Origin of the sequence: Tundrisphaera lichenicola (assembly GCF_051175385.1) — a bacterium.
Taxonomy (GTDB): domain Bacteria; phylum Planctomycetota; class Planctomycetia; order Isosphaerales; family Isosphaeraceae; genus Tundrisphaera; species Tundrisphaera lichenicola.
Window position 1 is genome coordinate 213,153 of record NZ_CP195106.1, and the last position, 23,289, is coordinate 236,441.

General features: G+C 66.5%; 17 protein-coding genes and 1 pseudogene. 14 read left to right on the forward strand and 4 right to left on the reverse strand.

Annotated elements, in window-relative coordinates; genetic code table 11:
• Nucleotides 1-266 precede the first annotated feature (266 nt).
• The 3 genes from P12x_RS00895 (at nucleotide 267) to P12x_RS00905 (ending at nucleotide 3,036) form a co-directional block, all read left to right on the forward strand.
• Nucleotides 267-1,301 (forward strand): diacylglycerol/lipid kinase family protein, encoded by a 1,035-nt coding sequence (locus P12x_RS00895; RefSeq protein WP_435008927.1) that lies wholly within the window; start codon nucleotides 267-269, stop codon nucleotides 1,299-1,301.
• Nucleotides 1,302-1,400: 99 nt separating this feature from the next.
• Complete coding sequence (locus tag P12x_RS00900; protein WP_435008928.1) at nucleotides 1,401-2,036, forward strand: hypothetical protein; 636 nt, start codon at nucleotides 1,401-1,403, stop codon at nucleotides 2,034-2,036.
• A gap of 82 nt (nucleotides 2,037-2,118) precedes the next feature.
• Nucleotides 2,119-3,036: an alpha/beta hydrolase gene (locus P12x_RS00905; RefSeq protein WP_435008929.1), complete on the forward strand. Its 918-nt coding sequence runs from the start codon at nucleotides 2,119-2,121 to the stop codon at nucleotides 3,034-3,036.
• Nucleotides 3,037-3,093: 57 nt separating this feature from the next.
• On the opposite strand, the gene P12x_RS00910 is transcribed toward P12x_RS00905, so the two are convergent.
• Entirely contained in the window at nucleotides 3,094-3,432 is a 339-nt protein-coding gene (locus tag P12x_RS00910; RefSeq protein ID WP_435008930.1) for a YegP family protein, read from the reverse strand.
• 238 nt (nucleotides 3,433-3,670) lie between these two features.
• On the opposite strand from P12x_RS00910, the gene P12x_RS00915 reads away from it, so the two are divergent.
• Both P12x_RS00915 and P12x_RS00920 read left to right on the forward strand, forming a co-directional pair.
• The gene (locus P12x_RS00915; RefSeq protein WP_435008931.1) at nucleotides 3,671-6,163 is read left to right on the forward strand and encodes a ComEC/Rec2 family competence protein; all 2,493 of its coding nucleotides are present in this window, start codon (nucleotides 3,671-3,673) and stop codon (nucleotides 6,161-6,163) included.
• A gap of 482 nt (nucleotides 6,164-6,645) precedes the next feature.
• Nucleotides 6,646-7,592: pseudogene (locus P12x_RS00920) on the forward strand (IS1595 family transposase).
• Here P12x_RS00920 and P12x_RS00925 read toward each other — a convergent pair.
• Both P12x_RS00925 and P12x_RS00930 read right to left on the reverse strand, forming a co-directional pair.
• The gene (locus P12x_RS00925) at nucleotides 7,587-8,534 is read right to left on the reverse strand and encodes a hypothetical protein (RefSeq protein WP_435008932.1); all 948 of its coding nucleotides are present in this window, start codon (nucleotides 8,532-8,534) and stop codon (nucleotides 7,587-7,589) included. The pseudogene P12x_RS00920 and the gene P12x_RS00925 sit on opposite strands and share 6 nt — an antisense overlap.
• A gap of 84 nt (nucleotides 8,535-8,618) precedes the next feature.
• Complete coding sequence (locus P12x_RS00930) at nucleotides 8,619-9,344, reverse strand: hypothetical protein (protein ID WP_435008933.1); 726 nt, start codon at nucleotides 9,342-9,344, stop codon at nucleotides 8,619-8,621.
• Nucleotides 9,345-9,499: 155 nt separating this feature from the next.
• Here P12x_RS00930 and P12x_RS00935 point away from each other — a divergent pair, with 155 nt between their 5' ends.
• Nucleotides 9,500-10,645: an alpha/beta hydrolase gene (locus P12x_RS00935; RefSeq protein WP_435008934.1), complete on the forward strand. Its 1,146-nt coding sequence runs from the start codon at nucleotides 9,500-9,502 to the stop codon at nucleotides 10,643-10,645.
• A 452-nt stretch (nucleotides 10,646-11,097) separates the two neighbouring features.
• A complete protein-coding gene (locus P12x_RS00940; RefSeq protein WP_435008935.1) occupies nucleotides 11,098-14,112 on the forward strand; it encodes a protein kinase domain-containing protein in 3,015 nt (1,004 codons plus the stop codon).
• A gap of 119 nt (nucleotides 14,113-14,231) precedes the next feature.
• Here P12x_RS00940 and P12x_RS00945 read toward each other — a convergent pair whose 3' ends face one another.
• On the reverse strand, nucleotides 14,232-14,663 hold the full coding sequence (locus P12x_RS00945; protein ID WP_435008936.1) for a hypothetical protein: 432 nt from the start codon (nucleotides 14,661-14,663) through the stop codon (nucleotides 14,232-14,234).
• A gap of 155 nt (nucleotides 14,664-14,818) precedes the next feature.
• Here P12x_RS00945 and P12x_RS00950 point away from each other — a divergent pair, with 155 nt between their 5' ends.
• The 7 genes from P12x_RS00950 to P12x_RS00980 all read left to right on the forward strand — a co-directional run bounded on the left by P12x_RS00950 (nucleotide 14,819) and on the right by P12x_RS00980 (nucleotide 23,264).
• Nucleotides 14,819-15,631, forward strand: a complete 813-nt coding sequence (locus tag P12x_RS00950) for a GNAT family N-acetyltransferase (protein WP_435008937.1) — start codon at nucleotides 14,819-14,821, stop codon at nucleotides 15,629-15,631.
• 249 nt (nucleotides 15,632-15,880) lie between these two features.
• Nucleotides 15,881-16,225 (forward strand): hypothetical protein, encoded by a 345-nt coding sequence (locus P12x_RS00955; protein ID WP_435008938.1) that lies wholly within the window; start codon nucleotides 15,881-15,883, stop codon nucleotides 16,223-16,225.
• A gap of 401 nt (nucleotides 16,226-16,626) precedes the next feature.
• Nucleotides 16,627-18,585, forward strand: a complete 1,959-nt coding sequence (locus P12x_RS00960; RefSeq protein ID WP_435008939.1) for a hypothetical protein — start codon at nucleotides 16,627-16,629, stop codon at nucleotides 18,583-18,585.
• A 211-nt stretch (nucleotides 18,586-18,796) separates the two neighbouring features.
• The gene (locus P12x_RS00965) at nucleotides 18,797-19,783 is read left to right on the forward strand and encodes a hypothetical protein (protein ID WP_435008940.1); all 987 of its coding nucleotides are present in this window, start codon (nucleotides 18,797-18,799) and stop codon (nucleotides 19,781-19,783) included.
• Between the two features lie 38 nt (nucleotides 19,784-19,821).
• On the forward strand, nucleotides 19,822-20,394 hold the full coding sequence (locus P12x_RS00970) for a hypothetical protein (protein ID WP_435008941.1): 573 nt from the start codon (nucleotides 19,822-19,824) through the stop codon (nucleotides 20,392-20,394).
• Entirely contained in the window at nucleotides 20,312-20,887 is a 576-nt protein-coding gene (locus P12x_RS00975; protein WP_435008942.1) for a PIN domain-containing protein, read from the forward strand. The genes P12x_RS00970 and P12x_RS00975 overlap by 83 nt, the downstream gene beginning before the upstream one ends.
• Nucleotides 20,888-20,936: 49 nt before the next feature.
• Nucleotides 20,937-23,264 (forward strand): TRAFAC clade GTPase domain-containing protein, encoded by a 2,328-nt coding sequence (locus P12x_RS00980; RefSeq protein WP_435008944.1) that lies wholly within the window; start codon nucleotides 20,937-20,939, stop codon nucleotides 23,262-23,264.
• Nucleotides 23,265-23,289: the final 25 nt, after the last annotated feature.

The following is a 23,289-nucleotide window of genomic DNA, read 5'->3' on the forward strand; positions in this document are numbered from 1 at the left end:
CGGCGTCGGGCCGGCCCGATCCGATCCGGTCGGGGGGCAAGGGAATTGCGCATCACGATCTTCCCTAATCTAACTCTCCTGGAGAGAAGGAACAACCCCCCCCATGACAATCCAATCGTTGATCGATCGGGTGGTCATTTCCCGGATCGATCCCCGTCGATTGACCCGGCACGGACCTTGCTGCTAGCATGCTTTGTCGCCCTTCGACCAAACGGCCCGGGCGGTGAGATGCCGGTCCGGCCCGATGTCGAAGGGGGGAACGCGGGATGACGCAGAGGAGCCGGGCCGAACTCGCGGCGGGGATCGATAAGGGTCGGCATGCCGAATCGTCGGGGGTTGCCTCGACTCGATCGGGCGGCTGGGTCGGGATCGCGGCCAATCCGGCCTCGGGGCGAGGGAAGGGTCGGGTGGCGGTGGCCCGGCTGGCCGACGAGCTGGAACGGCTCGGGGTGGAGACCCGGATCGCCTGGACCCTGGTAGGTCGCCGCGAGCTGGTGGACGCCTCGACGGTCCCGGGCGATTGCCGGTGCCTGGTGGCCGCCGGGGGCGACGGGACGGTCGCGGCCCTGATCAACGAACGCCCCTCGGTGCCGATCGCCGTGGTCCCGTCCGGGACCGAGAACCTCTTCGCCCGCCACTTCGACTTCAAACGCGAACCCCGGAGGGCGGCCCACCGGATCGTCCAGGGTCGATCGGCCTGGCTCGACCTGGGCCTGGCGGGCGACCGCCGATTCGCCCTGATGGCGGGGTTCGGCTTCGACGCCGACGTGGTCTCGCGGCACCATGCCGCGCGGGTCGGCCACTCGGGTTTGCCCCGGACGACCCATCGCGCGGCCTATGTCGAGCCGGTCCTCCGATCCAGCTTCGGCTACCGGTTCCCGCTCCTGACCATGAAGGTCGAAGGGTCCGATGGCCGCGAGGAGACGCTGGCCGGCACCACGGCCTTCGTCTTCAACCTCCCGAGGTACGCGCTGGGGCTGCCGTTCGCCCCCAGGGCCCGGGGGGATGACGGCTGGCTCGACCTGGTCGTCTTCCGCGAACCGGGGGCGTTCCGGGCCTTGCATTACCTCTGGCTGGTGGTCCGGGGGCTGCACCTGGATCGGCCGGGGATCGAGCACCGGAAGGTCCGGCGGGTCTCGATCGAGTCGGCCGCCAGCGTCCCGGTCCAGCTCGACGGCGACCCCGGGGGCTCGGTGGAGCCGGGCTCGAGCACCCCCTGGACGATCGAGGTCCTGCCCAGGGCCGTGGAGGTCGTCACCATGGGCGTCCGATCCGGCCGGAAGGGCGTCGCGGCCCACTGATCAACGCGGGCCGACCGGAGCCTTGCGTCCCCCCGATCGTCGATGGATGATGGCCCCAGGAGCGGCGTCCGTCCTCGATCGACCTTGGAGGAACTTCCCATGGTCCGCACGGGTTGGCTCGCAGTCGTGGCCCTGGCCCTGTTCGCCTCCCCCGGTCTTGCCCAGTTCGGCGGGATGGGCGGGATGGGCGGCATGGGCGGCGGGATGGGAGGCATGGGCGGCGGGATGGGGGGTATGGGCCGCCTCAATCGGCCCATGGAGACCTGGAACGTCAAGTTCGAGACCTTCGAGGGGGAGAGCGTGACGGGCAAGCTCACGCTTCCCTCGGTCGCGGTCAGTTGCAACCTGGGGTATTACGAGATCAAGCCCGGCAAGATCAAGACGGTCGAGCTGGAGCCGATGAAGTCGCCGCTCATCATCAGCCCGAGCGGTGCGGAGCGAGAAGGGGCCGTGGTCACGGCGTCGGGCGAGAAGGTCGCCGGCAAGATCCACGTCCCAAATTGGAACGTCGAGACCGAGCTGGGGTTCCTGACGCCGTCCGCCGAGCACCTCAAGACGATGACGTTTATTGGCCGGGTTTCCGGCCCCGAGGAGTCCAACACCGTCAAGCCCGCCCCGGCGGCCCAGCCGTTGCTGGGCCAGCCCGAAGGCCGGCGCAACGGCGACGCTGACATCTCGAACAATCGCGGCAACAAAGGCGGGCAGCAGCCGAAGAGTTCCCCGGATCAACACTGAGCCGGAATCAACAATCAGGACCCCCTCGGGGGCTCCGAGGCCGTCGCGAGAGTGGCCCGATCATCACCCGGAGGAGCGATCGATGAACAAGGCGATGGCGATGGGTCTCGGTCTGGTCCTGGTTTTCGGCGGACTCGCGGCGGCGGACGATCCCGCCTTGACCGCGATCAAGCTCTGGCCCGGCTCTCCTCCGGGCGAGTCCGGGACCATCGGGCCGGAGACGTCCAAGACGGCCGAGCGAGGGGGCCGGTCGGTGGTCACCAGCCTGACCAACGTCACCGAACCGACTCTCCACGTCCATCCCGCCCCTCGCGACAAGGCTACCGGCGTGGCCGTGGTGGTCTTCCCCGGCGGCGGCTATACGAACCTGGCCTGGGACCACGAGGGGGACCAGGTCGCCGAGTGGCTGAACTCGATCGGCGTGACTGCGGCCGTCCTGAAGTATCGGGTCCCCCGTCGCGAGGGGACCTCGCGGGATGAACCCCCGCCCCAGGCCCTGATGGACGCCCAGCGGGCCATCGGCCTGGTCCGGTCGCGCGCCGGGGACTGGGAGGTCGACCCATCGAAGGTGGGCGTCCTCGGCTTCTCGGCCGGCGGGCACCTGGCAGCCTGGGCCTCGACGGCCTATGACAAGCGGTCGTACGAGCCGGTCGACGACGCCGACAAGCTGTCCTGCAAGCCCGACTTCGCCGTGACGATCTACCCGGGGGGCGTCCTGAAGCGCGGGACCGACCAGATCGTCCCCGAGATCCTGGTCAACTCTCAGACTCCGCCTACCTTCCTGGCCGTGGCGTCCGACGACCGGGGGAGCCTGGAAAGCACGGTCCTGTACTACCTGGCCCTGAAGCGGGCCGGGGTCCCCGCCGAGCTGCACGTCTACGAGACCGGCGGCCACGGCTTCGGCCTGAGGCCGACCGGCAAGCCGAGCGCGACCTGGCCCGCCCGTTGCGAGGACTGGATGCGCGATCGGGGGATCCTCAAGGCGAAGGCCGGGGATTGATCGGTGAAGGGGCAGGGTCCTCAAGCCGTCTCGGCGGATCGAGGCCCCTGGCCCTGGTCAGGCCTCGGTCATGTCGCTGATGACGGCCACCGGGGCGTTCGTCCTGACCGACTCGATCCCCTTCTCCATCGCGGCCGTCGAGGAATACATCTCGCTCTGCCCGATCGTCTCGCCGTTGGCGGCCTTGAGGACGAAGTAGGGCTGATCGCTCTTGGAGGTCTTCCGCTCGAACTTCGCGTCGTCGGCGCCGTTGGCCCTGGTCGCCGCGATCCCCCCCTCCGCGCCCTGCTTCGTCCTGTAGAGTTCGCTGGTCAGGATGATCTCGCCGTTGGCGGCCTTGAGGTTGAACATGAATTGACCATCCTTGGCGGTCTTCAGGTCGAATTTCGCGGCCATGATGGGGCTCCGTTGAGAGCGACGCGCGGAGAAGTGCCGATGGCGTAAAGTGATTTGGCTTCGATCGAATCAAGTCTGATAGATCGATTATGTCGGGCATGTTGGCATGATTCAAGGACTTCTCCGATGACACTCCGTCGGCATTGTCGAGACGAATTCGGGCCGAGCTGTTAGACTTGGTCCGCCTGCCGAAGATGACCAGCGCCCCGATCCGGGGCGAGCCCGGGCCGGGTCCGCGATGCTTGACGAGTCGGAGTGGAGGCGAAAAGTCCGGACGGCCCCGCTGATTCCCCTGGCGATAGCGGCCTCGGCGGGCGTGGTGCTCGACCGGTTCGTCGATCCCTGGGGGACGCTCGCCTGGGGGCTCCTGGCGATGGTCGGGGCGTGGGCCGCGGCGATCGGCTGGCATCGGCCCCGGTTTTCGACCTGGGCCATCGCCCTGGCCTTCGTGGCCCTCGGGGGCGGCTGGCACCATACGCGATGGTCCGACATGGCACCCGACGACCCGGCCCGTGCCGACTGGTCGGCGGGCCTCCGCCAACCGGCCTGGGTCCGCGGCGTGATCGTCGATGGGCCGGCTTTCCGCGAGGGGGAACAGGGTCCGACCGACCGGGGCTCGACACGAGCGGTCCTGGCCCTGACCGGGATCTGCGACGGCCTCGACTGGCACCCGGCTTCGGGATACGTCCAGGCCTGGGTGGCGGGCGACCGATCCGACCTGGCGGCGGGAAAGCCCGTCGAGGCGGCGGGCGACCTCTCGGCCATCGAGGGGCCGCTCAATCCCGGCGAGGTCGACTTCCGGCCGATCCTCCGGGCGCGGGGGATCCGGCTCCGGCTGTCTGTTGGCGACCCGTCGGGCCTCTGGCCCGACCCCTCGGGCCGGGATTGGCCCTGGCATCGGCGGCTCGGGGCGGTCCGGGCCTGGAGCGCCCGGAAGCTGGCCTCGGGGCTCGACCCCGACGTCTCCCCGCTGGCCTCGGCGCTGCTCCTGGGGCGTCGAGAGGCGGTCGATCCCGAGGTCAACGACGCCTTCGCCCGGACCGGGACGACCCACCTCCTGGCGATCTCGGGGCTCCACCTGCAAGTCCTGGCCCTGGCGATCGGCGGCGTGGCCCGGGCGCTGGGGCTGGGCCGGAAGGGGTCGTACGTGATCGTGATCGCCGGGACGGTGGCCTATGCGTTGCTGGTCGGCCTGATGCCCTCGGTGGTCCGGTCGGCGGCGATGACCTGCGGGGCTTGCCTGGCCGGATGGCGCGATCGGTGCGTCGGCCCGGCGAACCTCCTGGCGGGCGCGGCCCTGGCGACCCTGGCCCTGAACCCGTCCGACCTGTTCGACGTGGGGTGTCAGCTCTCGTTCGTCGCGGTGGCCGCGATCCTCTGGCTGGTCCCGGGCGTGCTGGCCTGGGACCACCCGGTCCTCTCGCCGCTGGACGTCCTGGAACGCCAGTATGAACCCTGGTGGCGGTTCCTCGGCCGGGTCGGTCTGGTCAGCATCCGCGACGGCCTGAGGGCCTCGGCGGTGATCTGGCTGGTCGCCTGGCCGCTGGTCGCATTGAGGTTTCACCTGGTCTCGCCGATCGGCATCCTGATCAACATCCCGCTGATCCCGCTGACCTCGGCGGCCCTGCTCCTGGCGGGCTTGTCGCTGGGATTCTCGGCCGTCTGGTCGCCGCTGGGAATTCCCTTCGCCTGGGCCACCGGGTGGGCGCTGGGCTGGACCGAGGCGGCGGTCCGCTGGGGGACCTCCTGGCGATGGGGGCACGCGTTCGTCCCCGGCCCGCCCTGGGCCTGGGTCCTGGCCTTCTACGCGCTGGGGGGACTGGCCCTGATGGCCGGTGCCTCCCGATGGCGGTCGAGCCGCCGATGGTGGGCCCTGGCGATCGGGTCCGGGGCCTTCGGGGCGATCCTGCCGATGATCCCGATCCGGCCCGAGGTCCCCGAGGCCGAGATCCTGGCCGTGGGCCACGGGCTCTCGGTGGCGATCCGCTCGACCGGCGGCCAGACCGTCCTCTACGACGCCGGGAAGATGGGCGACCCCCACGTCGGCCGGCGAGTGATCGCCCCCGCGCTCTGGTCCCGAGGGGCCCGGCGGATCGATGCGATGATCCTCACCCATGCCGACTCCGACCATTACAACGGCCTGCCCGACCTCCTCGACCGCTTCGAGATCGGCGTCGTTCGGGTCCCGCCCGGCTTCGAGAGCCCGGCCAATCCCGGGGCGAAGATCCTCCTGGACGACGTCCGATCGCGAGGGATACCGGTCCTCGAAATCGCCCGGGGGGACCGGCTCGACCTGGCCGGAGGCCCGACTCTGGAAGTCCTCCAGCCCCACCGGGAAGCCTCTCCCGGCTCGACCGACAACGCCCGGAGCGTCGTCCTGGAAGTCGCCTCGGGGGGGCATCGCCTGCTCCTGACCGGCGACCTCGAAGGCGACGGCCTGACCGATCTCGTGAAGGCACCCGCACCCCGCCCCCTCGGGGCCATGCTCGCCCCGCACCACGGCGGGAGAACTTCGAACCCGGCCTGGCTCTACGACTGGGCCGACCCCGCCCTGGTCGTCTCCAGCCAGCGAGACCCATCGAGCGGCTCGCGCGACCCCCTGGCCCCGCTGGCGGAGGGGCGTTTCGCGATCCTCCGGACCTGGGAGTCCGGCGCGATCCGGATGCTCTGGACCCCCTCGGGGCTGGCCGCCTCGGGCTTCCTCGACCCCAAGCCGGCCAGCCATCCGTGAAGCCCATTCATCCGAATAGGTTAAGGCTCATGTGGTGCGTGGTCATCGTGGAGAACAGGTAAAAGCAGGAGATCAAGTCATAGAGAAACTAGAAGGTCCCCTTTTACTTTCCCCCCCGGCTTGGTCCCGACCATTTCTTAAGTTAGATGGTCCGATCGAAGCTGATCACTCAAGTTGGGGTACAGGAGGTCCATAGCCAATTGCAAGGTTGGGCTTCTTCGCTTTCCATTTCGTCAATATTGAATCCGAAAGCTTCTGGTTCTCGACGGTAATTTGTCCAATTTGTGGCAGGTCAGCTAATAGCGATATTCCGGATTCTGTAATTTGGGTTTCTGAAATATTTAGCGACTTAAGATTTTGGCTCATGATGGATTCCGGGGTGGTGATCCGCAAGGGCCACTCAGTGGATACAATCGGTCTCCTCGGTCGGGCGATCTGTCCGCCCCGCTGATCCCGACTTCCCCGCCCCGAGGCGTCGCACGATGGTCAACATCCAGGATCTCTTCGACGACGCCAAGTGCTTCGACACCATCCGGGGCATGCGGTGGCCTGACGGCGTGACCTGTCCCAAGTGCTCCTCGGACTCGGTCATCAAGAACGGCAAGGACGACACTCAGCCACTCCGTCAACGCTACGAGTGCCGGGGCTGCCGCCGACGCTTCGACGACCTCACCGACACCATCTTCGCCGGCCATCACCTGCCGCTGAGGACCTGGATCGCCTGCCTCTATCTGATGGGGCTGAACCTCTCGGGATTGCAGATCGCCCAGGAACTCGACATCAACAAGGATGATGCCCGGGCCATGATCCAGCGACTCCGACAGGGGATGGTCGACCGTTGTCCTCCGGTCGTGCTGGAGGGGGAGGTCGAGTGCGACGAAGTCTATGTGGTGGCCGGACATAAGGGTCATCCCGAGGCGGTCAAAAAAAAGGCCGCCTCCCCCGAAGGCGACGCCTGAGAGGCGAGCGAGGTCGGGGCACCCTGGCCAAGGAGAAGCCGCCGATCTTCGGGATGTTGCAGCGTGGAGGCGAGGTCGTGATCCGGATGCTGGAGAACGTCCAGCAGGTGACCATCAAGCCCCTGATCGATCGGATGATCGCCAAGGGGACGTTGGTCTACACCGATGAATACGACATCTATGGCCGCCTGGTGGAGTGGGGTTATGGCCACAAGACGGTCTGCCACGGGGCGGGCGAGTTCGCCCGGGACGACGATGGCGATGGCTTCTGCGAGGTCCATGTCAACACGCTCGAAGGGTTCTGGTCGCTGCTCCGCTCGTGGCTGCGGCCTCACCGAGGAATCCCCCAGGAGAGCCTACCGCTGTACCTGGGTTTCTTCGAGTTCGTGCACAACATCCGGGCGAGAGGAAAGCGGCTACTGGGTGCCCTGATCGCCCAATTGCTGGCACCACCCCGGAATCCATCATGAGCCAAGATTTTTTAGCCTGGCAAGTGATTTTGCTCCTTCGTTCGATATTTTCGAACCTGGGACTTCGAGAAACTCCAGGTTTGGAGCCGCAATATCAATAGATGCAATGCTTTCGTCTGTGAGAAGGTTGGAATTCAAACGTAAATTTGTAATTTTCTCCATTGCGTGAATGCGAGGTATGTGTGTTAGCTTGTTTTTGCTAAGTAGCATGTAGTGTAAGCTGTCCAGGTTTTGCAATTGTGAGATCGTTGCGTCGTCGATACCGCAGTTTTCGAGTATTAGTTGAGTTAATTGATGCATCTCATTAATGTATGTCATAGATTGGGAATTGATCAGGGTGTTGAAAATGGTCAATTTTCTGATGTTTTGAATGTAAGAAGCCTGTTTTAAAAAATCGGTCACCGGTTCGAAAAACAATGGGGCGTCCATTCCGGCAAGCACGAAACTGTTCTCCTTGAACTTTGTCGGCATAATCGACAGTGCCCAGCCGTTTTCATCGTCCGCGAGCGATAACTCAATCTCGAAACGTACTACCTCAGTACCTACTTTGATGCTGGCCAATTTCTTCAATTGGAAGATGTGTGAAACCGCTTGCCTTTCACGCTCGGCGAACTTCAATTGTGCCTGTGCTTGCTCCAATTCCTTACTCTTAGCTGCGATCTCTGCGGTTAAGAATTCCTTCCTTCTGTCCAGATTGGTCCGCTCGATCATGAGGTATTGGTTCTGGGCAGAGAGTTCCGACTTCTGGGCAGACAATTCCGCCTTTTTTGCATCGATCAAGCCTGAATGCCACACAACTATGAATCCAATCACGGCGGTTATCGCCGTAATCCACTCGGTTATTTTTGGTTGCTGGCACCAAGCCTTCCACGGCTGGATCTGAGAAGGGGCCGGATCAACAACCGGAGTGGTGGCGTTCCTGGAGGTTCGCGGCCGGCTCATTGGATGGCTCTTCCTTGTCGGGTACGACGCGTGAGACGAAATCATTAGATAGTAGGTCGTGTCTACACCATCAAGACAGAGATATCAAAAGTCTTCCATCGTCCACTTTACGAGTAGTTTTCCTATCGCGGTCAGCGAATATAGAGGTGTGTTCGAGCAAGAATTTCCAAAAGTTATCAATGTTTCTCGATATTGAATGAGGTTCGTCTTGGAGATCAACGATCGGATGGAGTTGTCAACGAGAATCTCGTGGTACTTGCTGTCCTCGAACCAGTCATTTGGTGCATGAGCAAGATTCGGAACGCTCCCCAACGACGATTCGTGAATGAAAACCCATCGGTTCAGGTGAGTATATCTGGCGACCCCGACCACTTGCCCTTTGCTTTGTGCTGTCGCGATCACGGCGAAAATGTAGAGCCCAACAGGGTCAATTTCCTTGAGCAAGTCGAGGCAGTACATCGACTCTTCCCAAGTCGGATCGCCGGGCGGGATGAACAGGCTCTTGAACAGCAAGTCGCGAAGTCTCTGCCTTTTGTCCTCATTCGTCGCACTTCCGACCGAGGGGCTGGCATCGATCAAGAGCCTGGCGTATTCCTCGGTATTCTGCACCTCGGATTCGCGTTTGCTCTCTCGCAGCATCTCCGCGATCTCTTCAACCGTCTCTCGTTGTCGTCGATTCTCGGCTTCTTCGAGCTTCCCGAAAATGATCTGGGTAATCGAGTCTGCCGGATAGGGAAAGAGCTTGAACAGAGCTTTCTTGGCACTGGCGTTCCGGTCCTGATTCGTCACCAAGTCTTTGCCTTCGGCCATTGTACTTCAAGCCTCCAAATCGGCAGTGGACAGTACGCCAGTGGATTCGCCAAGTGACGGACAATATTAGCCAGTGGCAGGGGAGTCTAGTGAAACCAATTCTAGCCGTTTGTGTAATCGCTGTCACGCTTTGCAATCTAATCATCGCCGCTTCAGTGTTACGGAAATCGGAATCCTCGAACCCGGCCTGGCTCTACGATTGGGCTGATCCCGCGCTGGTCGTCGCCAGCCAGCGAGCGCCGACGAGCGGCTCGCGCGACCCCCTGGCCCCGCTGGCCGAGGGGTGTTTCGCGATCCTCCGGACCTGGGAGTCCGGCGCGATCCGGATGCTCTGGACCCCCTCGGGGCTGTCGGCCTCGGGCTTCCTCGATCGGGGTCGCGCCGAGGTCCGGCCGATCGTCTCTGCCTCGATCGTCCCCGGGTGGTCGAAGGGGCTGGGGACGGTCCTGGGTCTGGCCCTGGGGGCGTTGCTTTGCCTGGTCGTGACGGTGGCCGAGTGGGGGGCCTGGTCGCTGGTGATGCCGGGCCGGAAGCTGCCCGCTCGCGACTCGACCGACCCGCCGGGCCAGCCCATCGAGGCGACGACCCCGGACGGGGTCCGACTGGCCGGGACCTGGTTCCCGAGCGAGGGGCACCGGGTGATCCTCCTGCTCCACGGTCTGGCCGAGGACCGCGCCGCGCTCCTGGCCCGGGTCCCGTCCTTGAATCGCCGGGGGTGGAGCGTGGCGACCCTGGACGCCCGGGCCACGGGCGAGAGCGGGGGGCTCCGTGGTTCGATGGGCACCCGCGAGGCCGACGACGTCCATGCCTGGCTCGACGCCTTGACCCCCCTGGCGGGTCCCGACCCCGCCTTCGCCGCCTGGGGGCGTTCGATGGGGGCCGCCTCCGCCCTGAAGGCCGCCTCGACCGACTTCAGGCTGGCCACCCTGATTCTGGAAGCCCCCTACCTGGACCTCGCCCCGACGGTGGCCGCCGTGCTCCGACGCCTGAGGATTCCCGGGTTCCTGGCCCGCCTGGTCTTGCTCCGGGCCCGGATGCTGGCCGGGGTCCCGCTCGACCGCCCTCGGCCGATCGACCTCGCCCCGAAGGTCCGGGTGCCGCTCCTGATCCTCCACGGGCTCGAAGACCCGATCGCCCCGATCGCCGGGGCCCGGACCCTGGCCCGAGCCTTCCCCCAGCCCGCCGAGATCCTGGAAGTCCCCGAGGCCGGGCATGCCAACGTCGTCGAGGTCGGGGGCGATGCCCTGATGGATCGGGTCGGAGACTTCCTGGACCGCGCGATCCCAGCGAGGGAACACTGATTTACGTGGGTTCGTCCCGGACCCCAAGTGGCTTTGACCCGTCCCGACGGTTGGGTTCGTTTTGATGCCGAGGGGGGGGCAATACTGCGGAATGCCCATGGCCCGCACGGGTTGAAAATCGCGAAACCTGAAGATTTGTGGCTAGTTGCAGTGAATCTCGGCTTCTTCCTGTCTCGAATGGGTTTGATTCGGGACAGACTTGGTTCTCGCTCAATGGGTTGGGCTGTCAAGGGTCGGCTATGGGTTGACTCTCGTGCGTGTCGCTCGGGTCGGGACCGGGACCTTTATTCATGAATATCGCGGCGGCATGTGCTGGCTTAGCTCACTCTGAGGAAAGAATGATTCACAAGCCTTAGGCCCCCAGATCGTCGCAGCCAGTCGCTTGTCTCGCGAACTATCAGCGGATACCGTGGTCTCACACTCGTTTGCGCCGACGGGCCCGGAGCCTGACGATGCCCGATCACGACTCGCTCGATGCCGCCACCGATTTGAGCCGCCCTCCGCCCTCGACGGATGATGCCACCGATCCCGACGCCACCAACCAGGGACCGGCGTCCGATTCGTTCGGGACACAGGCTCCCCCGAGCTACCTGGAAACCCGGCCCGAACCGGATCTGGCTGACGGCCCGCCCGACCCCCTGTTCTCCACCCGATTCGTGGTCGACTCCTACGCCACCGCGACGCCCAAATCAGTCGTCCACCTGGCCTGGCGAACCAAAGAGATCCCGGGCTATGAGCTGATCGAACCTCTCGGCCAAGGCGGGATGGGTGAAGTCTGGAAGGCACGCCAGATCCGGCTCAACCGGGTGGTCGCCATCAAGATGGTCCTGGGCGGCGATCGGGTCGGCTTCAAGGAGTTAATCCGCTTCCTCGCCGAGGCTGAGATCGTCGCCTCGATCAAACATTCTCACGTCGTCCAGGTCCACGAGTACGGAGACGCCGCCGGTCGCCCGTTCCTGGCTATGGAGTACCTTCCCGGCGGGAGCCTAACCGATCGCCTCAGATCATCCGGCCGGTTCGACCCGATCGACGCCGCCCGGCTGGTGGGAACTTTGGCCGAGGCGGTCCAGGCTGCCCATGATCAGGGGATTGTCCACCGCGACCTCAAGCCCTCGAACGTTCTCTTCGATGAATTCGACCAGCCCAAGGTCACCGACTTCGGGCTGGCCAAACGATCTGGGTCCGGCGACCTGACCGAACCCGAGGCCGTGATGGGGACCCCCGCCTACATGTCCCCCGAGCAGGCCCGAGGCGGCACCAAGTTCGTCGGCCCTCAGGCCGACGTCTATTCCCTGGGCGTAATCCTCTACGAGTGCCTGGCCGGAGACCGGCCATTCGACGATACGAGCCGGATGGCTTTGCGCCGAAAGGTGATCGAGGAGGAGCCCCTGCGTCCCGGCAGGAAGGTGCCGGGATTGCCCCGTGATCTCGAACTGATCTGCTTGAAGTGCCTCGAGAAGGAGCCTGTCGAGCGTTACGCCACGGCGGGGGCACTGGCGGCCGACCTGGGCCGATTCGCGGCCGGAGAGCCGGTGAGCGTGCGGACGGCGGGGTTGGTCGAGCGGTCGGCCCGATGGGCCCGTCGGAAGCCGACCCTGGCCGCCGCGTACACGCTCGGGCTGCTGGCCTTATTGCTGGGTGGACTGGGAGGTTTAGCCGTCTGGCAGTGGCGTGCTGCGGAACGGGCCCGGGCGGCAGCGATCATCTCTCAGGGACAGGCCGAGGCGTCGCGGGTCGAAGCCGATCGGCAGAGGGAGCGGTTCGAACGATCTGAGTACGGCCGGACGATCGAGGTCGCTCACCAGGAGTGGAGGGAAGACAACGTGGTCGGCACCCTGGCTCTGCTCCAGAGCACGAGGGGTGACCTACGCGGGTGGGAGTGGGATTATCTCCAGGGGCTTTGCCATTCCGAGATCTTCACGATTAAGGGTCATGCTGGCCCGGTACCATCGGTGGCCTACAGCCCCGATGGCTCGCGTATCCTCACCGGGAGCGACGACGGCACGGCGCGGTTATGGGACGCCACGACGGGGGCCGAGGTCCTCACTATCAAGGCCCACGCTGGGCCCGTTGGGTCGGCAGTCTTCAGCCCCGACGGCTCGCGTATCCTCACGGGTGGCGCCGATAAAACGGCAAGAATCTGGGACTCTCGGACCGGGGTCGAAGTCCGGGCGATCCAGGGGCCGGACATCAAGATCTTCTCGGTGGCTTTCAGCCCCGACGGCTCGCGCATCCTCATCGGTGGAGACGGCGGGACGGTAAAGGTCTGGGACGCCCAGACCGGGGGCGAGATCCTCGCGCTTAAGGGCCAAGCCGGACCCACGGCTTCCGTAATCTTCAGCCCGGATGGTTCGCGCATCCTGACCGCCAGTGGAGAAGGTTCCGCGCGGGTTTGGGACGCCAAGACGGGCGTCGAGGTTCTCGCGCTCAAAGGGCACGTCAGTTCCGTCTTCTCGGCGAGATTCAGCCCCGATGGCACTCGGGTCGTAACCGGGAGTCGGGAGAAGTCGGTCAAGGTCTGGGACGTCCGGACCGGTGCCGAGGCCCTCATGCTCAAGGGGCACACCGATTGGGTCCTCTCGGCGGTGTTCAGCCCCGACGGCGCCCGTGTCGTCACCACCAGCCTGGACAGGATGGCCAAGGTCTGGGACGTCAAGACCGGAGCCGAGATCGTCGAACTCAAGGGCCACGCCGGGCCCGTCTTCTCGGCGGAATTCAGCCCCGACGGCTCGCGCATCCTGACCGGGAGTCGTGACGGCACGGCGCGGGTCTGGGACGTCAAGACGGGCGTCGAAGTCCTCATGCTCAAGGGGCACACCGATTGGGTCAGATCGGTCCGCTTCAGCCCCAACGGCTCGCGCATCCTGTCCGGCAGTGGTGACGGTACGGCGCGGCTCTGGGACGCCCGGACCGCGGTCGAAGTCCTTACGCTCAAGGGACACGCTGGAATCGTCCTCTCAGTGGGATTCAGCCCGGACGGCGCTCGCTTGATAACCGGGGGCAGTGACGGCACGGCGCGGGTCTGGGACGCCCGGACCGGGGTCGAGGTCCTCTCGCTCAAGGGACACGTCGGTTCCGTCGAATCGGCGATCATCCTTCCGGATGGTTTGCGCATCCTGACCGGGAGTGGTGACGGTACGGCGCGGGTCTGGGACGCCAAGACGGGTGCCGAGGTCCTCACACTCAAGGGCCATGTCGGGACCGTCTTCTCGGCGGAATTCAGCCCCGACGGCTCGCGTATCCTCACCGCTGGCGAGGACAAGACGGCGAGGTTATGGGATGCCCGGACAGGCGCCGAGGTCCTCATGCTCAAAGGTCACGGTGCGGTCGTCAGGGCGGCGAGATTCAACCCGGATGGCTCTCGCGTTGTCACTTCCGGCGCTGATGGTACTGCACGGATCTGGGAAGCGTTGCCGGTCCATCGCGAGTCACAGCCGGGACGACCGATCCCGGAGCAAGGCCCTTGAACGTGTTTGGGGCGGGCGTCGCAGAATGAGGGATCGGGATGGTGTCGAACGGGACGGCGACCTGCCGGATGCCTTGGTGTTGGCAGTTGTGGGGCGGAATCGATCCCACGATCCGGGCCTCAGGCGTCGGTCTCCTCGATCGACCGGCGGAGGACCAGGAGGGTGGTGTCGGCGTCGTCGTCCTCCAGGTCGGACCACTGGGCGAGCACGAAGACGGTCCGCCTGGGAGTCCGGAAGGATCGGAGGACGCAGGAGTTGGTCAGGTCGAGGCTGATGAACTCGACGTCGTGGCCGACCGCCTTCTGGCCGGCGATGGTCTCCAGGGCGGGGAAGGCGTCGAGGGTCGGGTATTCCTCGCGGAGCGCCGCCAGGGCCTCGTCGGTCATGTCGGCGGCGGCGGGTCGGTCCTCGTCGACCGTCACCAAAGCGAAGGCCAGGCCGCTGGGCGAGCCGACCTCGACCGTGGTCCGGGGGCCGTCCTCGGTCACCTCCAACGCCCAGTCTCCCGGATACTCGAAGCGAATCCCGTGGTCGTCGTAGATCCCGTGCATACTCCCGCCCCCCGTCCTGTCATGCTCGCCCATTCGAGTCGACTATTGTAGTGACCGGGCCGGGGGTCGCCAACGCTCGGGCGCGAACCTTCGAGTCGGACCCGGGGTCGATCGGATCATGATGTCGACCGGCCCCCCTTTCGAGGAACTCACCAATGATCTTCTCCGACCATGACCTGGCGACCCGGCTGGAGGGGCTGGAGGCCCGGTTCTCGGCGGACTGCGCGCGGGCCCGCCGCGAGTTCCGGCCCGAGTCGGACACCGTGGCGCTGGCGGTGGGCGGGGGATTCGCCCTTTTCCTCGGCGAGGACTCGCCGCTCAACGAGGCCAAGGGGATGGGGATGTCGGGGCCGGTCTCGGCCGACGAACTCGCGGCGATGGAGCGTGTCTTCCTCGACCGAGGGGGCCCGGCCAAGGTGATGGTCTGCCCGATGTCCGACCCCTCGCTCCTGAGCGGGCTCGCCGCCCGGGGGTTCCGGCCCGTGGGCTTCGAGGATGTCCTGTATCGGGAGCTGGATCCCGGGGAGACCTTCCCGGCCCCTCCGGAGGGCGTCGAGATCCTCTGGGCAGGGCCGGACGACGCCGAGACCCTGACCCAGACCGTGGCCCGAGGATTCGTGGCCCCCGATGAGCCGGGCCCGGGCATCCTGGAGATCATGAGCCTGGCGAGCCGGGCCGGCGGTATGATGGGCCTCCTGGCCCGCGTCGAGGGGGAGCCGGCGGGGGGGGCTTCGATCCTGATCCGCGACGGCCTGGCGATGCTGGCGGGGGCCTCCACCCTGCCGAAGTTCCGGAACCGGGGGATCCAGACCGCCCTGGCGCGGGCCAGGCTCGCCCGGGCCGCGAAGGCCGGGTGCGAACTCGTCACGATGGGGGCCGAGCCGGGAAGTACCTCGCACCGGAATGCCGAGCGGCTGGGCTTGCGCGTGGCTTACACCAAACTGGTCCTCGTCCTCGACCCGTCCTGAATGCCCTTAGAGACGGTAAACTCGACGCAATGCGGTAGATCGAGGGGTCTGGGTAAAGGTTGGACCGATTGTTTTCATTCCGGGAGCTTCGAGGGCCGATGATCGTACCGTCCGGGACGAGTGGCCGGGCCGGTCGATCGGATCAGCAGGCCAGGCCGGGTCGCTTCGAGGCCACCGGGCCTCCCGGATTCGGATGGATCGGTCGGAACGGATTCCGGTCGGCGCTCCCCTTCAGGAAAGGATGCCACGATGCTGCGGATTAATCTGCTGCTGGCCGCCGCCATTGCGGCCAGCACGGTCGGCTGCGCGATCTGCGATACCTGTGACGACTTCCCCGCTCCTTGCACCGGTCCCAACTGCGGCCAGAATTACGCGATGCCCGAAGGGGCTCCCGAAGCGTTGGCCAATCCGGGGATGATGCCTGGGTCCCCCGTGATGGGGGCGAGCACCCCCGCTTACGCACCGACCGATGACTCGGCCGGTCCGGCCCCGGTTGCCCCTCCCGACACGCCCTCCCCCGAAATTCCCCCCGCTCCGACGACCCCCGTCCCCTTCAGCCCCCCCACCCCGATGGAACCCCCGGCGCAGCCCTGATCCCGCTCACGAGATCGGTCTGCCGAGAGGTGTCGGCGGACCGATCTCATTCGAGCGTCGTGGTGATCACGGCTGATCCATTTTGCTCAATCCCCCCGATTTTCCGAAATTGTTCCCGATAACCAGGGCCCTCGACCGATCTCCTTATTGGGGGAACGCGTGGATTGGCACGAATGGTCGTCTCTGGTACCGTCGTGATCGTTCCAGAATCTCAGTACGATACGCAACCAACTGTTGCGGTTGACGCGCGCGGGCGAGGATCGGACAATGATCCACCGGTCGATCCCGATGTCGTCAGGCTCGATGACGGCTCGCGGACCGAAGCTTCCCGACGAGGGCGTCACACCTTCCGCGTCGATGGATCGGCCCGAGCCGATCGCCACCTCGGGACCCTGGCACAGATGAAGCGAACCTTTGCCGTCGTCATCCTGCTGGCTTCTCTCGGCGTGCTCTTGAAGCTCGCCTTGCGAGAAGGGCAGCCCCAGGCCCTCGACCCCGTCGAGTCGGCAGGAGGAAGCTCGGGAGCTCCGGCGGTCGATCCCGAAGTCGAGCTGGTGTCTCGCTATCCGGCCGAAGCGGAGCTGGTCCGCCGGGTCTATCGCGAGTATCGGCAGAATGCCCTGGCGATCGAGCGGTCGGACGGGCTTCGGGGCCTCAAGCTCCTGGACGCCCTTGGTGTGGAAGCGGTCTACCTCTTCGAAAGCCACCCGAGCGACTTCGCCCAGCTTCGCGAGACCTTGACCGATGCCTCGGCCGCCGAGATCCTCCTGCACTGGCGGGAGTACTTCGGACTGAAGCGGGCCGACGACACCGACCGAAAGCTGGTGATCGCCGAGATCGGCCGCCTCTCCCCGTCGCAACGCCGGGTGGCCGCGCGGTTCCCGAATGCCCTGGCCCTGGTCCTGGCCGATCCCTCCGGCGTGACCGAGCTCGTGGATCGCTGGTCGGGCGACCCGGCCGACCTGACCGACGCCCTGGCCCTGCTCTCGTTCATCAGCCTGGAACCGGGCGCGGCCGATCTCCGGCTGGCGATCCGGACCCTGGACGATCACGGGCCCCTGGCCCTGGAGGCGTTCCGGGTCCAGGGGCTCGACGGCTTCGCGCTGGTCCGGCTCTACGGGCCGGTCCTCGGGGCCATCGGCCGGGCCTTGCCGCTCGATCAGGCCCTGATCCTCCTCCGGGTCAATTCCTCGTACGTCGATGAATTGCTCCGGACGCATCAGCCCGAGATGGTCGCCGCCCAGATTCGCCACGTCGCGGCCTCGGGCCTGGTCGAGGAGGTGGGCGGGAGCCCGGATGCGCTCCGGCTGTTCGTGGAGTTCGGCGAGCGGGGCGAACGGGCCTTGAGTCAGGCCGGTCCCGACGCGGCCGACGTGGTCTTCGAGGACTTCGCCGAGGCGACCCTCCGGAACCAGGCGGTCGAGGCCCTGGCCGACCACGGGACGATGGCCCTGGCGATCCTCGATAAGTACGCGGCCGACCCCGACTTCCGCGAGATCCTCCGGACGAGCGGCCCGGACGTGATCCCGCCGATCGCGCGGGCCGACGCCGGACCCGAGGCCCTGGCCCTGCTGAAGACCAAGCCCCGATGGAGCTGGTCGGAGCGGTTGGCCCACTCGGTCCTGGCCCTCTCCGGAGATAATGGCCAGGCGACGATCCGACTCATCAAGGACGACGGGTTGGGCCGGGTGGCCGAGCTGGAATCGTCGGAAGTCGGATTTCAGCAATTCCTGCCGCTCTACGACCTCCTGCACCTGGCCAACGTCGCGCGTCGGGGCCAGTCGCCGACCTCGGGCGAGGTGGCCTGGGCGGGGATCGACGCCTGCTTCGTGATCCTGGACGCCCTGAGCCTGGTGGCGGTCCAGCCCGAGGGGGTGGTCGCCTCCGAGGCCGCCCGGGCCGAGGTCCGGACCGCGGCCCGCCAGGCCCTCGAATCCGCCGGTCGCGAGGCGGTCGAGGGCGCAACCGCCGACGTCACCCAGGCCGCCGCCCGTCGAGGGCTGGCCGGGAGCCTCGATGCCGCGACCGACTCGGCCCGACTGGCCCGTTGGTGGACGGTCCGGGCGGCGGGCGGGACCTATTCGGTCTTCCGACGGTTGCCCGAGGCGCTCCCGAAGCTGACCGTGTCCGAGATCGCCGACCTGGGCCGAAACCTCTGCGGCAAGGCGGGGCTGAGCCTGAGCACCTGGGCCCCGATCCGGCTCCTGAAGGATGGCCAGGAAGTCCTCCTCCGCATCCCGCCCGAGAAGGGCCTGAAATATCTGGGGGTCCAGGTGGCGCAGGCCTCCGTGGGCGTTGTGGGATTCCACAAGCTGGAAGAACACCTGGCGTCCCGACGGGCTCCGTCTCCTCACCCTTGACCTCGACGTTTCCGCGCCGGTCCCCCACCCGGGTCGGATCGGCATCGATTTCGCGTCTCTCCCCAATTCCAGGGCGAGACTCCCGAAGACACCAGCAGCGGGGCCGATCCCGGAGGCCGAGACGACCCGCCTTCCCACGCCCGATCCCGAGGTGAAGATCCGCCCCAGACGGGGCGGGTCGGATCATCGCGAAAGCCCGAGGACCGTTCCGATGCGTCAGCGATCGAATCGCCCCCGCCGACTGGCCCCGGCGATGTCCGGCCTGGCGGCCCTGTTCATCGCCCTGACCGCGCCCTGGCCGGCCATGGCGGGCAAGCTCTCCTGGCTCGACGACGTCGTCCAGGAAGTGATCGTCGAGGCTCGGGCCGGGGGCAAGGCTGCGGCCCACGGCGAGGGGGCGGCCCTGAAGTCGACGGGCCGATTGTTCGCGCGAGAGGCCGACGAAGGGCTCGAAGCCCTGGCGCGCCGATCCGATGACCTGGCCCGCGCCGCCCATCGGGCCGAGTCTCCGACCGATGCCCTCCTCCAGGCCCGGTTCAGCCGGCTGCTCCGCCCCGACCCCGAGACCGCCCGGGTCTTCGCCTCGCTGGCCCCCGCCGAGCGTCGGGTGGTCGTCGAGATGGGCGAGGCCGCGCAAGGGCTGGCCCGCCGCTATCCCGGCCAGGCCGAGGCGATGGTCCGGAAGCTCGGCACCGAGGGGCTGGCCGCCGTCCGGGTTTACGGAGACGATGTGGCCGAGGTGGTGGTGAAGGAAGGGCCCGAGTCGCTGGGCGTCCTCCGGAAGACCGGCCGTGCGGGCTGGGGTTTCTTCACCGATACGGTCCTGCCCCACAAGAAGAAGCTGGCCGCCGCCGGCGTCCTGGCCCTCTTCCTGGCCGATCCCGACAAGTTCGTGGACACCGCCGGACGTGCCACCGACTACGCCGTCCGACAGTTCGCCAAGGCCGGGATCGACCTGGCCGGTGCCGTCAGCGCGGGCGCGGCCCGTGGTCTCGAAGCCTCGATCGGCAACGCCCTGGCCGCCTACGGGATCAACTCGGCCCTCCTCCGCTATGCGGGGATGGGGGCCGCCGCCCTGGCTGTTTTCGGCTCGGTGATGGTCCTCCTGGGAATGCCCGTCCGCTGGATGCTCCGCCCATTCACCTGGCCGGTCCGGCTGATCTTCGGGAGGAGGAAGGCCTCCACCCCGACGTTCTGACCCGGCGTGACCCAAGATTGAGGGAGGAGGTCCGACCGATGCCCGCCATTCAGCGAATCTCGGACCGTCATGCCCTGGCCGACCTCGTCGCCCTCGACCGGGATGATCTGCCGGTCCTCATCGTCGCCGCCGAGGAGAAGGAGGCCGGACCCATCGTGCTCGCCTCCTACCTCGAAGTCCTCAAGGCGATCCGGCGCGACATCCCGTTCGTGATCCTCGCCAATGCCCGGGAGATGACTATCTACCGGAAGGACCGGACCCGGTCGCTGGAGCCGATCGCCACGATCCCGACGGCGGAAATCCTGAGTTTCTACGACCCTGACTATCCGCAGAGGTGGACGTCCAAGGGATACCTCGTCGCTCGGATCGATTCGTGGCTGCGCGATCTGATGAGACACTGGAAATCTCCCGAACCTCCCGCGACCGGCGTGTTGAGGACCATCGGCCTGGCTGATCGGCTCGAGCGAGGTTGGCTGAAACGGGGGGTGAGGCTTGCCTGTCTTCCTGTACGTGGAGACGAACTTCCCGATGAGCTACGCGACTGGGCGGAGCCGGGCCACGGGCGATATCCTCTCGAAGCCACCCCCATCCCTTCGGCTGATCATTCCTAGCATCTGCCTCATGGAGAGTTTGTCGGTTCTCGAGGATGAACGAAAGCGTCATCGGCGGAGACTCGACGCCCTCGAACAGCATCTCCGCGAGGTCGGGCGGAATGTGGTCTCATCGCATGTTCCGTCGCTGAAAGCTCACCTGGATCGAGCCATCGAGGAGGGAAACGCCCTCTCCGAGGAGTTCGAGGCCCGCCTCTTCCAGGCCCTGGAGATCCTCGGTTCGGGCGCCGAATTAATCCATCCTTCCCCCGAGATCCTGCGGGCCAGCCGGGCCAATGTCCTCATCGAAGACCCGACCGATAACATGATCCTGGCCTGCATCCTGGATCACTCCAAGAATCACCCTTCGGAATCGAAAGTCTTCCTGTCCGAGAATCGCAAGGACTTCGATGCCAACGTCCGCGCGAGGCTCGCCCTGCGAGGGGCTGGTATCCGCTATTTCGCCGATGCGGCAAAATGCCTGGAATGGCACGGGACGCAGTCCGAATCATAGAATAGACGTTGAAAGACGGCCGGGGACCCAGGAGGAGTCGAGGTCAGTTATGTCGAACCGCCGGAAGGCCCATCTCGACGTGCTGGAGCACCGGTTGACCGGCCCGAAGCGGATCGCGCTGTTCGGGCACCGGGCGGTCGGCAAGACGACGCTCCTGGCCATGTTCTATCGGCAGGCGTCGACCGGGCAGATCCCCGGGATCCGCCTCGCGGCCGTCGACCCGCCCAGCGCCGAATATCTGGCCGAAAAGATCGCCCAGATCGAGTCGGGCGACCCGCCCGCCGGCACCCTGGCCGAGACCGAGTTGAAACTCCGGCTCTATCACGGCCCGGCCCGGTTCGACCTGATCTTCAAGGATTATCAGGGCGAGCACGTGACGCTCGGCACCGACGAGCCGATCCAGGCGTTCTTCGCCGACTGCGACGCCGTGCTGCTCTGCCTCGACCCCGATGGTTCGACCCACCCGGTCGAGCGTCGGAGGCGGCAGCAGGAGGTGGAGAATCTCCTGGAACGCTACATCGAGAAGTCCGACGACGGGACCGCCGGGAGGCCCGTGGCGCTCCTGCTGACCAAGTTCGACCGGATCATGGCCCGGGGCGAGGCGGCCCAGGGGCCCGAGGGGGTCGAGCGGCTGGTCGAGGCCCGCTACGGGATGACCCGGCATATCCTGGCCCGGCACGTCCCGCACGGCGCGATGTTCGCCGTGAGCGCCTACGGTCGAGGAGCGGTCGACGGCCGACCCCCGGCCGACCTCCACCCGCTCGGCCTGGAAGGTCCGCTTGGCTGGCTGGCCGAGCGCCTGGAAGAGGTCGACCGCGAGCAGCTCGAATGGCTCTGGGACCTCGCCCCCGACGACCTCCCCCGGCTCGCCCGGTGCGTGGCCGCGTTCGAGAAGCGCTACCCCCGGTCGGATCGGGCGGGCGACTTCCGCCGGAGGATCGCCGAGGGGCGTCGCCGGAAGCGCCGGAAGGCCCTGGCCCTGACGACCCTGACGGCCGGCCTGATCGCCGCCGGCCTGGCCGGGTACGACTACTGGGGTTATCGCGACGCCACCCGATTCACCCAGGCCGAGAACTCCGCCCCGGCGGTCGCCCGCCGCTGGGATAACCTGGTCAAGTGGCATCCGTCGCTCCCGCTGTTCTGGCCCGCCGATGCCCGTCGGGCGCTGGCCCTGCGCGACGAGTGGGCCGTGAAGTCGGCCGCGACCCAGGTCCGGGTCGGTACCGCCGCGCCCGATGCCGCCGAGAAGCTGGCCGCCCTGAAGGAACGGACCCCCACCCTGGCGATCGCCGTCCGAGAGGTCGAGCAGGCCCAGGAGCGGGCCCGCGAGGAAACCCGCTGGTCCGAGGTCAAGTCCGAGGTCGCCGCCGCGGCCGACGAGCCGGATGCCCCCTTGCAGGTCGTCCGGGGCTTCCTCCGCGAGTTCCCCGACTCGACCCACCGGGCCGAGGCCGATGCCCTGCTCGCCGAGCTTCGGGGGCGGGTCGACTCTCGCGTGGCCAATCGCGAGCGGCAGATCATCGACGACCTGATCCGATCCTCGACGCTCCCGAATGCGAATCTCGGCGACCTCATCGACCAGTCCCGCCAGTTCCTCGCCGAGCATCCCGAGAGCCGTTACCGATCCGAGGTCGACGGCCTGCTCGATGGCTACATCAAGGATCTGGACGAGCGGGACATCGAGAAGGCCCGCGAGTTCTCGCGACAGAACCCCAACGACTTCCCCCGGCGGATCGACCGCTACGGCGAGTACCTCAAGGCCCACGCCCGAGGGGGGCTGTACATCCACGAGGCGACCGAGGCCAAGGATCGGATCCTCCGCGACTGGGACAACGACACCTATCGACGAGCCTACGACCACCTGGCGAACCATCCCAACGACGTCGGCGAGGTGGCCCGACAGCTCCGCGACTACATCGCCCAGCATCCCGAGGGGAAGCGGGTCGACGAGGCCCGTCGCTACCTCCAGTGGTGGGACAAGATCTCGGTGGCCAACGACTATCGGGTGACCCTCCGCCGGGGGAACTTCGGCACCAAGCTCGGCTCGACCTTCGGGGGAGCACCCGACCTTGGCGTCGTCATCGAGGTCGCCGGGATCGCCTACGGCCCCTCCCCGGTGATCCGGAACAATTACCAGCCGATCTGGGATTACACCTTCTCCCGGCCGATCCGCTGGAAGCTCGGCGACCCGGTGACCGTCAAGGTGATCGACCACGGCTACTGGTCCGATTCCACCGCGGTCATCCTCTCCAGCAAGAAGGGGGACCCCCTGGCCCTCCGGATGCTCGCCGGGACCATCAAGCCCAGCAAGGGCGGCACCACCACCCTGGTCTTCGCCTCCGACTTCCAGGTCCCCACGCTGCCGAAGCCGGAGTGAAGTGATTGACTCTCACCTCCTGATC